Source organism: Advenella mimigardefordensis DPN7, assembly GCF_000521505.1.
Classification (GTDB): domain Bacteria; phylum Pseudomonadota; class Gammaproteobacteria; order Burkholderiales; family Burkholderiaceae_B; genus Advenella; species Advenella mimigardefordensis.
Genome location: NZ_CP003915.1, coordinates 4,624,232 through 4,637,990 on the forward strand (window position 1 = coordinate 4,624,232; position 13,759 = coordinate 4,637,990).

Genomic DNA, 13,759 nt, shown 5'->3' on the forward strand with positions numbered 1-13,759 from the left:
CTGAAAGGGAGGCTTTACCAGACCCTATGGCGGACCAGAATCCAGACCTTCCCGGAACGGGATCGGCAGCGCCAGCGGGCGCCCGACGCTAAGAACGGGCGCGCAGACAGACGCGACCGAAAAGCGACGCCAGCACTGTCCGGCGCCCGCCCGCGCCACTACTCAGCGCTTGCCGCGCCTGCGCTCAGGCAAGTCCGGGGCATCTGCGGAGGCACCCTTCTGGCCGGATAGCCCGGCGTCGGCCTGCATCAGCGCCACCAGTTCCTGCGCGAACGGGGGTAACTCTTCCAGCCGGCGCACACACACATAGAGGCGACGCAATGCCCAGCTGTCGCTCAGACGGATCATTTTCAGGGGCATGCTGGTCACATAACGCAATGCCGCTGTTTCCGGGATCACGCCAATGCCTGCATTGGCCGCGATCATCCGGCAGGCGGCTTCAAAACCGCCCACTTCCACACGAAAGCGCAAGGGGCTGCCCAGCGCCTCGGCGGCCTGTTTCAGAAACGCGTGAATCGCACTCCACTCAGACAGTCCCACAAACTCATAGGACAGCGTTTCTGCAAAAGCCAGTTCATCGTATGTTGCCAGCCGATGATTCTGCGAAGTAACCAGTACCAGATTGTCGGAACGATAGGGAATGAAACGCACACCATCATCAGAGGTCACCTGGTCTTCGTCGATCCCTGCCACCACCCCAATGTCGGCCAGTCCTTCGCTCACCAGCTTGACAATGCGGTAGCTCAGGCGTTCGCGCAGTTCAACGCTGACATCCGGGTGCAGGGCAAGATAGCGGCTCAGAATGTCGGGCATGAATTCGTTCATGGCGGTTGTATTGGCATACACCCGCACCTTGCCCTTGATGCCTTCGGCAAATTCACGAATATCGCCGCGCAGATGCTCCAGTTGCCGCAGCACAATATGGGCATGGCGCACAAAGGCCTCACCGGACGGGGTAAGCGTGACGCCTTGGCTGTTACGATACAGCAAAGCCGTACCCAGGTTGTTTTCCAGGTTTTTCACCCGGTTGCTGGCCGCCGGCAGCGACAGGTGCGAACGCTCGGCCCCCCTGGTCAGGCTGTTCACTTCACTGATGTGCACCATCAATTGCATGTCAGTGAGATCAAAATGCATCGCCATCTGCGGCGCTCCTTAATAAACGCTAAAGTCTTTGTTAAGCAAACATCAATATTCAGAACCGGTGCAATCTGTCAAAGTACAGGCTGTTCCTGTTAACATTTCCGAGACTTCCATCATGCAACACCAAACTGACGCCTACCAGGATATTCGCGATGCCATTCGTGATTTGTGCGCCCAATTTCCTGCTGAGTATTTTCGTGATATTGACGAGAAACGCGCTTACCCCGAGGCATTTGTTAATGCCCTGACCGAGGCCGGCTGGCTGGCCGCCCTGATTCCCCAGGAATATGGTGGTTCGGGCCTCAGTCTAACTGAAGCGAGCGTCATCATGGAAGAGATCAACCGTTGTGGGGGTAATTCCGGAGCCTGCCATGGCCAGATGTATAACATGGGAACCTTGCTGCGCCATGGTTCAGACGTCCAGAAAAAAACCTATCTGCCCAAGATCGCCACCGGCGAACTGCGTTTGCAGTCCATGGCCGTAACCGAGCCAACAACCGGCACCGACACCACCAAAATCAAAACCACCGCCGTGAAAAAAGAGGGTCGTTACGTGGTCAATGGCCAGAAAGTATGGATTTCCCGTGTCCAGCATTCAGACCTGATGATTCTGCTGGCCCGCACCACGCCGCTGGAGCAGGTGACCCGCAAGTCCGAAGGCATGTCGATTTTCCTGGTTGATATCCATCAGGCGCTCAAGAGCGGCATGAGCCTGCAGCCCATTCCCAATATGGTCAACCACGAAACCAATGAACTGTTCTTCGATAACCTGGAAATCCCCGAGGAGAATCTGATCGGCGAAGAAGGCAAGGGATTCAAATATATTCTGGACGGCCTGAACGCCGAACGCACGCTGATTGCGGCCGAATGCATTGGCGACGGGTACTGGTTCATTGACAAAGTCAGTGCCTACGTCAAGGAGCGCAAGGTGTTTGGTCGCCCTATCGGCCAGAACCAGGGCGTTCAGTTTCCTATTGCCAAGGCCTTCATCAATATCGAAGCGGCCAGCCTGATGCGCTATGAAGCAGCGCGCCGTTTTGACGCGAAACAGGCTTGCGGCACGCAGGCCAATATGTCCAAACTGCTGGCCTCGGAAGCCTCATGGGAAGCCGCCAACGCATGTCTGCAGTTCCACGGCGGCTTCGGCTTTGCCAACGAATACGATGTCGAGCGCAAGTTCCGTGAGACCCGGCTTTACCAGGTGGCGCCTATTTCAACCAATCTGATTTATTCCTACGTTGCCGAGCACGTTCTGGGCCTGCCCCGTTCGTTCTGATCCCCCGGTATTTACCCGTTATTTGTTCAGGAAACCTGTTATGACGCAAACACCCAGCGCCGCCCTCGCCGAATTTTCCGCCACGCTCACCTACGACATGATCCCCTCGGCGGTCATTGCCCGCTGCGAAGATTTTCTACTGGATACCTTTGGTTCCATGCTCGCCGGCTTTCCGGCGCGACCGGTTAAAGCCATCCGTGATTTTGCCCTGGCCATGGGTCCGGCCCAGGGCAGCGCGCAGATTATCGGTTCCACACAAACCACATCACCGCTGTTTGCGGCGCTGATCAACGGCGCTGCGGCGCATATGGTGGAACAGGATGATGTGCACAACGGCTCGGTGTTTCACCCTGCAGCGGTGGTGTTTCCGGCAGCGCTGGCAATGGCTCAGGAGACCGGCGCTTCCGGCAAAGATCTGCTGACCGCCTGCGTGGCCGGTTATGAGGTCGGCATCCGTGTGGGCGAGTTTCTGGGGCGCTCACACTATCGCATTTTTCATACCACCGGCACCGCCGGCACCATTGCCGCCGCGGTCGCGGCCGGCCGACTGATGAATCTGTCGCCTGCGCAAATGCTGGATGCCATCGGCTCGGCCGGGACGCAGGCTGCAGGCTTGTGGGAGTTTTTGCGCACCGCCGCCGATTCCAAGCAATTGCATACTGCCAAGGCCGCCGCCAACGGTCTGACCGCAGCCTGGCTGGCGCGCGATGGGTTTACCGGCGCCAAACAGATTCTCGAAGGTGCGCAGGGCATGGGCGCGGGCATGTCCAGCGATGCTGATCCGGCCCGCCTGACCGACAGGCTGGGCTCGCGCTGGGCCCTGGCGGAAACCTCATTCAAGTACCATGCCTCGTGCCGTCATACGCATCCGGCTGCCGATGCTCTGGCCAGCGTCATGCAGAACCATGGGCTGGCCGCTGCCGACATCAGCCGTGTGATTACCCATGTGCATCAGGGCGCCATCGATGTGCTGGGCGCGGTAACCCGTCCCGAGACCGTGCACCAGTCCAAATTCTCCATGGGCACGGTGCTGGCGCTGATTGCCCTGCGCCAGCGTGCCGGCATGCCCGAATTTGATGCCGCACTCAATGACCAGACCGTGGCCGACTTTCGTGACCGGGTCACCATGGAACTGGACGAAGAGGTGGATACAGCCTATCCGCAGCGCTGGATTGGCAAGGTATCGGTCGTGACTCAGGACGGTCGTACCCTGCAGGGCCGCGTCGATGAACCCAAGGGGGATCCGGGCAACACCCTGTCCCGCGAGGAAATCCGCCAGAAGGTGCGCGGACTGGCGCAATATGGCAAGTCACTCTCCGACGATCAGGTAGCAGCTGGTATGCAGACCATCGAAGCCATCGGCACCGCAGCGCGTGTGGGCGCGATTTACTAAGATAGCGGGGAGCAGCAGCCAGGCGCGGCCGGACAGCGGGGTAATGGCGCGGACAGCGGGTAATGGCGAATGCCTATTGCTGAATGCCTATTGCTGCTGGCCTGCCCCGGCCCGCTGCCCGGTCTGCCTATTGATACCGTTCACGATAGGCCAGCGGCGATAAGCCGCTATATTTGCGAAACGTGTCGCGAAAGGCCTTGGCATCGTTGTAACCCACGCCGTACATCACATCTGAAATTGTGCTGCTGGTCATTTCAAGCTGCCGCTTGGCCGCTTCTACCCGGATACGCTGCTGATACTCCAAGACCGACTGGCCTGTGGCCTTGCGAAAACGCCGCTCCAGAGTGCGTCGCCCCATGGCAAAAGAATCGCATAACTGTTCAACGGTGATTTTTTCTGAATAGTGCCGCTCCAGAAAGGATTGCACCGGCATGATGCTTGCATCGCCATGTTCCTTCCAGCCATTGAAAATGGAAAATGGCAATTGTGAATGACGTTCGTAATCGAGCTGGAACACCTTGGCGCAATAAATGGCCGTGGCCCGATCTGAATGCATTTCAATCAGGTGCAGAATCAGACGGCTGGCCGACACTGCGCCACCGCTGGTAAAAATGCCCCCATCAAAATCCATGGTTTTTTCTGCATTCCAGCGCACCCTGGGAAAAGCCTGTTGCATGGCCTCCAGCGCCTGCCAGTGCGTGACTGCCCGCAAGCCGTCCAGAATACCCGCAGCCGCCAGCAATGCGCTACCCATACACAAACTCGCCACCGGCGCACCCTGTGCAAATTGGCTGGCGATCCAGCCGATGAGCGCAGCATTGTCGTTTAACGCTGCCGGTGAGGGCGCAGTGGGCGGCACAATATACAAATCCGCTTGTGGGATATCCGGCAACAGATGGTCCGGATGGATGGTGTAATGCCCGTTGCCGGCCCGTATTTCGCTGTGCGCACCCGCCAGCGATACCTCAAACGGCATGGGCAGGTTTTGCTGCTTGCGGTAACTGCAGGCTTCGGCCAGCCCCAGCCTGGCCTGTTCCAGGCCCGCCAGGTTAACGCCCTGGGGTACAAGAAAAACAATCTGCTTCATGACACTCTCCGCTTGCGGATTGCCGGTAGCAAACATGACCGGATACGCGCTCACTATACGGCAGAATGGTGTCGCAATCAACCCGTGAAATTGCCGTTATCTGCACTTTCACAAGCGTCATCGTGACACTATAGTAACCCCATGTCGCCGCCATCCTGCCAGGAGAACTACTATGCACGTTACGCTCTCACCCTATCTGAATTTCAACGGCCAATGCCGCCAGGCCCTGACCCTGTACCAGACCTGTTTCGGCGGCGAACTGCTGTTTCGCACGGTCGCGGAATTTCCGCCAGACTCGCCGGGCTGTTCAACCACCCCGACCGATCCCGACACCATCATGCATGGACAACTGGTCAATCAGGATTTCATGATTCTGGGCACCGACATGAACAACCCGGCGGGCTTTCGGCCCGGCAATGATTTCGGCTTTGGCGTCAGTGTCGACAGTCAGGACAATCTGCGGCGCTGTATCGAGCTCCTGGGTAGCGGTGGCACGATTGCCGTACCCGCCGGTCCCACACCCTGGGCCGATCTGTTCGCTGTGCTGGTCGACCCTTTCGGCAAAGTCTGGTATTTGAATTATTTCGGCAGCAAATCACCCCAATCACCTTCCCGGAGCACGCAATGAATACAGACAAACCCACCCTGCTTTTTGTGAACCTGCCCGTCAGTTCCGTTGACACCACCCGGGCCTTTTTCACTGGTCTGGGCTTTACTTTCAACACCATGTTCTGCGATGAAAACTCGCTCTGCATGGAACTGAATCCTATGGCAAGTGTCATGTTCCTGCAGCGCAGGCGTTTTTCCGACTTCACACCCAAAACGGTTGCCGATGCTCATCATGCCAGCGAAGTGCTGATGTGTATCAGCCGGGAATCACGGGCCGCGGTTGATGAGCTGACGCAACGCGCTCTGGAACTGGGCGCCACCGAGGCACGCGAACCCCAGGATCATGGCTTCATGTACGGTCGCAGCATCAACGACCCGGACGGACATATTTGGGAAATCATGTGGATGGATATGGCGCAGTTTCCCGGCAACAGCGCTGCGGCCAAAGAGGGTGAATCAACAACCGGATGAGAGCAGGGGACAGGAAGACCAAGCGGGTGCTGACGGCGACCAAGACGGTGCTGACGAGCCACAATTTATACTCAGGTCCACATGTCCTTCACTGCCCGCTGTGCAGCACCCGTATCCCTTATCCCTGATTGTCCACTACCCAACGATGACGGTATTACACCGCATTTCCGTGCACATCAATCAGGTACCCGGCAATCGCGGCTCATTGTCGTCCTCATCCGCCTGACTATCAGCCCCCTGGCCGGTAGCCGCCAGTGCACGGGCGGCCAGGATTTCCTGGATCAGCTTGTGCCTGCGCTGGTTGCACAGGCGCAAGACTTCACGCTTGCGGGTGTCGGAAAAAGTCTGCCACTGAAACCGCTCTTCCCGGTTGCGCAGACAGCCCCGGCACAGGCCGCGGCTGTTCACTTCGCATATGCCCCGGCAGGGGCTGGGAATGTCGAAAAACTCGAGCTGTTCCATTGCTATGTCAGACTGCATATTCACCACGCAAGTTCATCATGGTAATTACAGTCCGCCCTCGGTCAGTTTTTTCGGATCCAGCAGCTTGCGCAATTGCGCTTCACCCAAATCGGTTTTTTCGGCGGCTACGTCAACAATCGGCCGCTTTTCTTTATAGGCGGTTTTCGCGATTTCCGCTGCTTTCAGATAGCCTACCACAGGATTGAGCGCCGTCACCAGAATCGGATTTTTATCCAGTGCTTCCTGCAGCCTCGGTGCATTCACTTTGAAAGAGGCAATGGCCTTGTCGGCCAGCAAACGAGACACATTGGCCAGCAACTCAAGACTGTTCAACAGGTTATGCGCAATCATGGGCAGCATGACATTCAGTTCGAAATTGCCCGCCTGTCCGCCGATGGTAATCGCAGCATCGTTGCCGATAACCTGTGCCGCGACCATGGCCGTTGCCTCCGGGATGACCGGATTGACCTTGCCCGGCATGATCGAAGAGCCCGGCTGCAGCGCTTCCAGTTCGATTTCACCCAGGCCTGCCAGCGGACCGGAATTCATCCAGCGCAGATCATTGGCTATTTTCATGAGTGTCACTGCCGTGGTCTTGAGCTGCCCTGACAGCGCCACGGCAATATCCTGAGAACTGATATGGGCAAAAAAGTTTTCCGCAGGTTTAAAACGCACCCCTGTGATGGTACTGATCTGGCGCGCAAATTCAGCGGCAAATCGTGGATGGGCGTTGATGCCCGTGCCCACCGCCGTGCCACCCTGTGCCAGGGTTTGCAACAACGGTTGCTGTGCTTTGAGCAGTTCAATATTCTGTTCCACCTGCACCGCCCAGCCCTCAAGCGACTGGCTCATCCGTACTGGCATGGCATCCATCAAATGGGTACGGCCCGTCTTCACATAACGATCAACAGCGCGTGCTTTCTTGCGAATGACTTTGGCCAGATGCGTCAGCGCCGGCAGCAATTGCTGATGCAACTGCACGGCCGCACTGATATGAATCGTACCGGGAATCATATCGTTGCTGCTTTGCCCGTAATTGACATGATCGTTGGGGCTGACCGGTTCGCCGTACAGTTTGGTCGCCAGCGTGGCCAGTACCTCGTTGGCATTCATATTGGTGCTGGTACCCGATCCGGTCTGATAGATATCGATGGGAAAGTGCGCCATGAAATCGCCTTCAAGCAGCGTATCCACAGACGTGGCGATGGCCTCACCCATTTCCGGCGGAATCTGTTTGAGTTTGACATTGGCTTTGGCTGCCGCCGCCTTGGCCAGCAATAAGGAACGGATAAAAGCGGCAGGCAAACGCTGCCCGCTGATCGGGAAATTATTGATGGCCCGCTGCGTTTGCGCGCCATAAAGCGCCTTGGCCGGCACCTCTAGCTGCCCCATACTGTCTTTCTCAATCCGTGTTTTCATTGCTTAACCTCATTCGTTCAAAATATGAAAATTCAGCACTGCTGCGCCTGGCGCACGGCTTTACCTTGTCATGCCATTATAAGCACCGCCAGGCCACACTGGAAAGCGACGAGCCAGACAGCACACCGATTTGCACGACCGTGCGTCTGCGCACTATGATAAGTGCGACGCGCTCCATTTTTCCCTATACCCTTTTTTCCTGTAAGGATTCGACCATGTCAGCCAGCCGCATTACCTTTTACTCCAACCCGCAGTCCCGCGCCGCCGTGATCCACTGGATGCTGGAGGAACTGGGCGAGCCCTACGAAACAATCTATCTGAATTATCAGGGCGCCATGAAAACCCCCGAGTATCTGGCCGTCAACCCGATGGGCAAGGTCCCGGCCATCGTGCATGACGGTCAGGTGGTAACCGAAGGCGCGGCCATCTGCGCTTTCCTGGCCGACCAGTATCCGCAAAAAAATCTGGCGCCGGCTACCGACAGCCCGCTGCGCGGCACCTATTACCGATGGTTGTTCTTTGCCGCCGGACCGCTGGAAGAAGCGATCACCATGACATCCCTGAAGATGCCCATTCCGGCCGATAAAAGTGCCATGCTGGGCTTTGGCACACTGGCGCGCACGGTCGATGTACTGGAGCAGGCGGTGTCCGGCAGCAACTGGATTTGCGGTGAACAGTTCACTGCCGCTGATGTGTACGTGGGCTCGGCGATCCGGTTTTATATGCTGTTCGGCGTACTTGAAGCGCGCCCTGCGTTCAAGGCCTATGTTGACCGACTCACACAACGGCCTGCCTATCAGCGCAGCCTAAAAATACTGGAGCAGGCGGCGGCCACGCAGCAAAAGCAATAAATACCGGTCTTCATCCAAAGATTCCGCTCATACTTTTCCGGCCGATGCCGCGAGTCTATTAGTTTAGTGCAGTGCGAGTTTAGTGAGGTGCGTAATCTCAATATATTATCACGCTTGTTGCTGTTGCCCTTATGTCCCCGCAAGCAACTGCGGGGCATTCGTGGAACCCGGTGCCCATTGCCGATGTTCCGTTGATCCATTATAGTGGCACGATGAATAATCAAGACCTGGATCAAAGGATAGGCGCACGTATCCGTACCGAACGCGAAAGTCGGGGCTGGTCGCTGTCCGAATTAGCAACGCGGGCATCGGTTTCACGGGCAATGATTCATAAGGTCGAGCGCGGTGACAGCAGCCCCACGGCAAATCTGCTGGGGAAACTGTCGGGTGCGTTTGGCCTGAGCATGTCAACCCTTTTGGCGCGGGCCGAAATCAGTCAGGGACGCCTGCTTAGAAAAGCCGATCAGCCTGTCTGGGTCGATCCGGCAACGGGCTACATACGCCGCCACGTTTCGCCTCGATCAGATATCCCATTCGATGTGGTTCACGTTACGCTTCCCGGCAACAAGGAAGTCCCCATGCCGGCCTCGGCCTATGCGTTCCTGCGGCAACTGGTGTGGGTGCTGGAGGGTGAGCTTGTATTCGTGGAAGGCCAGACGCAGCATGAGATGAAAGAAGGAGACTGCCTTGAGCTGGGCCCGCCAATGGATTGCATCTTCAAAAATCAGACTGAGCGGCCATGTACCTATGCCGTTGTGCTGCTTAACGTGTCGTAATTCAATTCGCGGCCGACCCGCGCGGCCGGCGTCGCGCCCGCAGCTTCAATTCACTCACCACCACACTCGCGATAATCAATACCGCACCGAACAGTGCCAGTGCTGAATGGCGTTCATCGGCAAAGACCCGCCCAATCACCCCGCCCCATAATGGTTCGCCGGCATAAATAACCGTGGCGCGCGTGGCCGAAATATGATTCTGCGCCCAGTTCATGGTGATCTGGATCACGGCACTGGCCAGGCCCAGCACCAGTATACTGATCACCAGCACGGGCGAAGCCAGATCGGGTACGCCTTCACCACGCGCAACGCCGGTCACGCCGGCCAGGATAGACGCCGTCGCCAGTTGGATAATCGTCACCCGCCGCAAGTCCACCTGGCCGGCAAAACGGCTGATCAGAATCACTTCTACCGCAATTGCAATCGCGCTGAGAACCGTCACCCATTCGCCCATCCCGGCGCCGCCGTCCATGCTTTGCGGATCGGCCAGCAACACCAGGCCGATAAAAGCCATGGTCGCGCCAATCCAGTTCATCAGTGTCGGCGGCCGTTTCAGAAACAGCCATTGCATCAGTGGCACCAGCGGCACATACAGGGCCGTGATAAACGCCGACTTGCTGCTGGCAATGGTTTGCAGGCCCACCGTCTGCAGGCTGTACCCCAGAAAAATACACAGGCCGATCAGCATGCCTGCGCGCACTTCCAGGCCGGTCAGCCCGCGCAGAATCCGCAGGGAACACAGCATCATGGCCAGGGCAGCGCAACCAAAACGCATGGCGACAAACACAAACGGATCGCTGTGCGCCAGCGCGTTCTGCACGATCAGAAAGGTGGCGCCCCAGAACACCGTAATAATCACAAGCGCAAGTTCGTAACGGTTCAGCATAAAAGAGGAAGCAGGGGCAGATTGTTTCATGATGGGGAGAGGTTGCAGGCTGGCCGTGGCGACCGTTCACTACGGGTATGTCCAGGAGGTAGAATAATGCAGAATGGTAGCAGACTCACACCGTTTGCCACTGCCCTTTTTGCCCGATCAGGAAACATCATGAGCTACTGTGTCTTTGTTGCCCAATTGCCGCCGGAAACGGCCTCTGCCCATAAACAGTATCATGACGAGCGCTACGGCTTTCCGGTAGACGATGATAACGAACTGTTTGGCCGGCTGGTGCTGGAAATCAATCAGGCGGGCCTGTCGTGGTCAACCATTCTGAACAAGGAAGCCGGCTTTTTGCAGGCCTATGATCATTTCAATATTGATACGGTTGCCGCCTACGACGAGAGCGATCGCGCTCGCCTGCTGGCCGACGCGGACATCATCCGCAATCGCCTGAAAATCAACGCGGCGATTCACAATGCCCGGGTTGTGCAGGGCTTGCAGCAGGAACATGGGTCGTTCCGGGCCTGGCTGCAACGGCATCATCCCATGAGCAAAGACGATTGGGTACGCCTGTTTCGCAAGACCTTTAAATTTACGGGCGGGGAGATCGTGGGCTCTTTTCTGATGAGTATTGGCTATTTACCCGGCGCACATGATGAAGACTGCCCGATTTATCACCGTGCCCTGAAAGCAGGCGCCATCTGGCAGCAGCAACCGGTAAAAAAATAACCAGACCGAATGGCACCGCGAGACAGGGGCCGCGAGACAGGGGTCGTATAAGGAAAGGTACGAGGAAAGGTGTGAGAGGACTGATGATTCTCCCGCTACTTCGGCGCCCTGCACGGCGGGCACACGCGCCGCCCTGCGAGATTCGGATCGGATCAGCTCAGCATTGCGGCACGCTGCGCCCCCAGTAGCGGCTGCGCAAGGTGTCATAAACCAGATTGTAAATATACGCGTAAGGCAGATAGAACAGAATCAGTCCGATATCCAGCGCCAGCGCTTCCCACAAGCCGATGTTCAGCCACCACATGACAAATGGAATCGCCATCACCAGCAGGCCAAATTCAAAGCCGATGCTGTGCCAGATACGCATGACCAGCGTTTTGGTTTTGCCGCTGGCCGCCAGGAAGCGATCGAACAGGGCGTTGTACACCATATTCCAGATCAGCGCCATGACGGCGATCACCACCGTGACCACTCCCATGTCGGCCATGGAATGGCCCGATAAAATGGCAGCCAGCGGAGCCGACAGGCCAATGGCCAGCACCTCGAAAATAAAGGCGTGCAGGAACCGCTCGAGCACCGTCTTGCTTTTTTCCTGAGCTGTTGTAGTGTGTTGCATGTTTATCTGCCAGCACCAATCTTATGTCTGGGGCGCACCAGCGTGCTTTGTCCGAACAGGCTGCGCACCAGATCCAGCGCTACTTCGGCGGTCTGGTTGCGTACATCCAGTGCTGGATTAAGTTCAACGATATCGAGCGAGGCCATGCATTCGGTATCGGCAATCATCTCCATGCACAACTGGGCTTCGCGATAGTTGGGCCCGCCGCGCACCGTCGTACCCACACCGGGCGCAATATCCGGATCCAGGAAATCCACGTCGAAACTCACATGCAAATGGGTGTTTTCATCCAGGCCATGCAAGGCCTGCTCCATGGTATGACGCATACCATGCTCGTCTATGAACCGCATGTCGAATACTTCGATGCCCGCCTGATGAATGAATGTTTTCTCGCCGTCATCTACACTGCGTATCCCGATCTGGCGCAGCATATCGGCCTGCAGTGCCGGCACCTGCCCGGCCATTTCCACCAGTTCACGCGGCCCGTGACCAAACAGGCACGCTACCGGCATGCCATGAATATTGCCGCTGGGTGTCAGATCGGCTGTGTTGAAATCGGTGTGCGCGTCCAGCCACAGCACCCGCAACTTGCGACCCTGTTCCCGGCAATAGCGTGATACCGCAGAGATAGACCCCACGCCAAGGCAGTGATCACCGCCCAGCATGATGGGAAACCGCCCCTCGGAAAGCTCCGCATAGAGCGCATCATGGGCCAGCTGGTTCCAGGCGATAACCTGCTCCAGGTGGCGATAGCCGGCCTGCGGGGGCAACCAGGGATTGGGCGGGCCATTCAGATTCCCGCAATCGCGCACTGTGAGACCCAACTGCTCCAGTGTTTGCGTGATACCGGCAACCCGGATTGCTTCCGGGCCCATGCTGGCGCCGCGATGACCCGCGCCGACATCGGTCGGCACGCCGACCAGACTTACTTGCTTGCGTATATCCTGCACTTGACTGTTTCTCCTGACGATTGCAACCTGCGCTGCCGTGGTATTGAGCGGCGGCGGCAATCCCCTGATTGAGCGTTTTTGACGACAGCCTATTGTAACCGCAAAACCCGCCAGCGCCGACACTCGCCCAGACCACAACGCCGCCCTGACTAACCGCTACCGCCGCATGCAGTGAGCCGCTAATTCACATCAGAATGCGGCTATTTTTATTTGCGGTTACTGTGATCACACTTTAAACTTTTCCTTAAGCCAGTTATGATAATTGGCATACAGTGGCAACAAACACCATAACCAGGAGACATTCATGAATTTGCAGGGACGACGGGTATTGATCACGGCCGGTGGCAGCGGCATCGGGCTGGCCATGGCGCATGTGTTCACCAGGGCCGGAGCCTCGGTCTTTGTGACAGACATCAACGAATCTGCGCTCTCGACTTTGAAAGCGGAGCTGCCGCAGGTGCATGCGGTCACGGCAGACGCGGGCAATGCGGGCGATGTGGCGCGCAGCGTAGAACAGGCCGTTCAGGCTCTGGGCGGGCTGGATATTCTGATCAATAATGCCGGTATTGCCGGTCCCACCGGGCCGGTAGAAGATATCACGCTGGCCGAATGGGAAAACACCCTGCGCATCAATATCACGGGCCAGTTTCTGTATGTGCAGAACGCCCTGCCGCATTTGCGCAAGGGGACGCATCCGGCCATCGTCAACATGTCCTCGGCTGCGGGTCGCCTGGGCTTTGCCGGTCGCACACCCTACTCGGCGTCCAAATGGGCCGTGATCGGTTTTACCCGGTCCCTTGCCAATGAACTGGGTCCGGAAGGCATCCGTGTCAATGCGATTTGCCCCGGTGCAGTCGATGGTCCGCGGATTCAGCAGGTCATCAGTGCCAAGGCCAAAATGCTGGGCAAGCCTCATGCCCAGGTCGAAGACACCTACAAAGCCCAGTCGGCCATGCATACCATGGTCACCGCAGACGATATCGCCAATCAGGCGCTTTTCGTCTGCAGCGATCTGGCGCTCAATATTTCGGGGCAGGCGCTGGCCGTGGATGGCCATACAGAAAAACTGTTTTGACCAGCGCGCCGGGGCATCGCTAACGTCA

The 13,759-nt window shown here is 57.4% G+C and carries 15 protein-coding genes; 8 read left to right on the forward strand and 7 right to left on the reverse strand.

All coding sequences use genetic code 11. The features are described from left to right. Positions 1 to 162: 162 nt before the first annotated feature. Complete coding sequence (locus MIM_RS21215) at positions 163 to 1,140, reverse strand: LysR substrate-binding domain-containing protein (RefSeq protein ID WP_025374758.1); 978 nt, start codon at positions 1,138 to 1,140, stop codon at positions 163 to 165. A gap of 115 nt (positions 1,141 to 1,255) precedes the next feature. On the opposite strand from MIM_RS21215, the gene MIM_RS21220 reads away from it, so the two are divergent. Both MIM_RS21220 and MIM_RS21225 read left to right on the forward strand, forming a co-directional pair. Next, positions 1,256 to 2,416 carry an acyl-CoA dehydrogenase family protein gene (locus MIM_RS21220; protein WP_025374759.1) on the forward strand — a complete coding sequence of 387 codons (1,161 nt, stop codon included), beginning with the start codon at positions 1,256 to 1,258 and terminating at the stop codon, positions 2,414 to 2,416. A gap of 40 nt (positions 2,417 to 2,456) precedes the next feature. Continuing rightward, on the forward strand, positions 2,457 to 3,809 hold the full coding sequence (locus MIM_RS21225; RefSeq protein WP_025374760.1) for an MmgE/PrpD family protein: 1,353 nt from the start codon (positions 2,457 to 2,459) through the stop codon (positions 3,807 to 3,809). Positions 3,810 to 3,936: 127 nt separating this feature from the next. On the opposite strand, the gene MIM_RS21230 is transcribed toward MIM_RS21225, so the two are convergent. After that, the gene (locus tag MIM_RS21230) at positions 3,937 to 4,896 is read right to left on the reverse strand and encodes a GlxA family transcriptional regulator (RefSeq protein WP_025374761.1); all 960 of its coding nucleotides are present in this window, start codon (positions 4,894 to 4,896) and stop codon (positions 3,937 to 3,939) included. A gap of 172 nt (positions 4,897 to 5,068) precedes the next feature. Here MIM_RS21230 and MIM_RS21235 point away from each other — a divergent pair, with 172 nt between their 5' ends. Then, positions 5,069 to 5,524 (forward strand): VOC family protein, encoded by a 456-nt coding sequence (locus MIM_RS21235; RefSeq protein ID WP_025374762.1) that lies wholly within the window; start codon positions 5,069 to 5,071, stop codon positions 5,522 to 5,524. Beyond that, entirely contained in the window at positions 5,521 to 5,976 is a 456-nt protein-coding gene (locus tag MIM_RS21240; protein ID WP_025374763.1) for a VOC family protein, read from the forward strand. Before MIM_RS21235 ends, MIM_RS21240 begins: the two co-directional genes overlap by 4 nt. Before the next feature lie 180 nt (positions 5,977 to 6,156). On the opposite strand, the gene MIM_RS21245 is transcribed toward MIM_RS21240, so the two are convergent. Continuing rightward, positions 6,157 to 6,456: a DUF1289 domain-containing protein gene (locus MIM_RS21245; protein ID WP_245592791.1), complete on the reverse strand. Its 300-nt coding sequence runs from the start codon at positions 6,454 to 6,456 to the stop codon at positions 6,157 to 6,159. 27 nt (positions 6,457 to 6,483) lie between these two features. Further along, entirely contained in the window at positions 6,484 to 7,857 is a 1,374-nt protein-coding gene (locus MIM_RS21250) for a class II fumarate hydratase (protein ID WP_025374765.1), read from the reverse strand. A gap of 215 nt (positions 7,858 to 8,072) precedes the next feature. On the opposite strand from MIM_RS21250, the gene MIM_RS21255 reads away from it, so the two are divergent. Then, positions 8,073 to 8,708: a glutathione S-transferase family protein gene (locus MIM_RS21255; protein WP_025374766.1), complete on the forward strand. Its 636-nt coding sequence runs from the start codon at positions 8,073 to 8,075 to the stop codon at positions 8,706 to 8,708. Between the two features lie 212 nt (positions 8,709 to 8,920). Then, a complete protein-coding gene (locus tag MIM_RS21260) occupies positions 8,921 to 9,484 on the forward strand; it encodes a helix-turn-helix domain-containing protein (protein WP_025374767.1) in 564 nt (187 codons plus the stop codon). A 1-nt stretch (position 9,485) separates the two neighbouring features. Here the strand turns inward: MIM_RS21260 and MIM_RS21265 are convergent, their stop codons facing one another. Continuing rightward, on the reverse strand, positions 9,486 to 10,400 hold the full coding sequence (locus MIM_RS21265; RefSeq protein WP_025374768.1) for a DMT family transporter: 915 nt from the start codon (positions 10,398 to 10,400) through the stop codon (positions 9,486 to 9,488). A 129-nt stretch (positions 10,401 to 10,529) separates the two neighbouring features. Here MIM_RS21265 and MIM_RS21270 point away from each other — a divergent pair, with 129 nt between their 5' ends. After that, a complete protein-coding gene (locus MIM_RS21270) occupies positions 10,530 to 11,090 on the forward strand; it encodes a DNA-3-methyladenine glycosylase I (RefSeq protein WP_025374769.1) in 561 nt (186 codons plus the stop codon). Between the two features lie 157 nt (positions 11,091 to 11,247). Here MIM_RS21270 and MIM_RS21275 read toward each other — a convergent pair whose 3' ends face one another. Both MIM_RS21275 and rocF read right to left on the reverse strand, forming a co-directional pair. Beyond that, positions 11,248 to 11,706, reverse strand: coding sequence for a PACE efflux transporter (locus MIM_RS21275; RefSeq protein ID WP_025374770.1), 459 nt, complete (start codon positions 11,704 to 11,706; stop codon positions 11,248 to 11,250). A 2-nt stretch (positions 11,707 to 11,708) separates the two neighbouring features. Then, positions 11,709 to 12,656 carry an arginase gene (rocF, locus tag MIM_RS21280; protein WP_025374771.1) on the reverse strand — a complete coding sequence of 316 codons (948 nt, stop codon included), beginning with the start codon at positions 12,654 to 12,656 and terminating at the stop codon, positions 11,709 to 11,711. A gap of 304 nt (positions 12,657 to 12,960) precedes the next feature. On the opposite strand from rocF, the gene MIM_RS21285 reads away from it, so the two are divergent. Next, positions 12,961 to 13,731, forward strand: coding sequence for an SDR family oxidoreductase (locus tag MIM_RS21285; RefSeq protein ID WP_025374772.1), 771 nt, complete (start codon positions 12,961 to 12,963; stop codon positions 13,729 to 13,731). The last annotated feature ends 28 nt before the right edge of the window (positions 13,732 to 13,759 follow it).